The sequence below is a fragment of the Helicobacter pylori genome, assembly GCF_011140715.1.
Taxonomy (GTDB): Bacteria; Campylobacterota; Campylobacteria; order Campylobacterales; family Helicobacteraceae; genus Helicobacter; species Helicobacter pylori_DA.
Window position 1 is genome coordinate 1 of record NZ_SFZZ01000042.1, and the last position, 234, is coordinate 234.

General features: G+C 35.9%; 1 protein-coding gene. It reads left to right on the forward strand.

The genetic code is table 11. The features are described from left to right. Positions 1–234 (forward strand): CagY family CD-EC repeat-containing protein (locus tag EWZ81_RS04035; protein ID WP_275690025.1); only part of this gene is annotated, 234 nt, incomplete at both ends.

Here is a 234-nt window from a genome sequence, read left to right on the forward strand (position 1 = left end):
ATCAAGAGCTAGGAATGAAAAAGAAAAACAGGAATGCGAGAAATTACTCACCCCTGAAGCGAGGAAATTTTTAGCGAAGCAAGTGCTAAATTGTTTGGAAAAAGCTGGAAATGAAGAAGAAAGAAAAGCATGTCTTAAAAATCTCCCTAAAGACTTACAGGAAAATGTTTTAGCTAAAGAGAGTCTTAAGGCTTATAAAGACTGCCTCTCTCAAGCTAGAAATGAAGAAGAAAG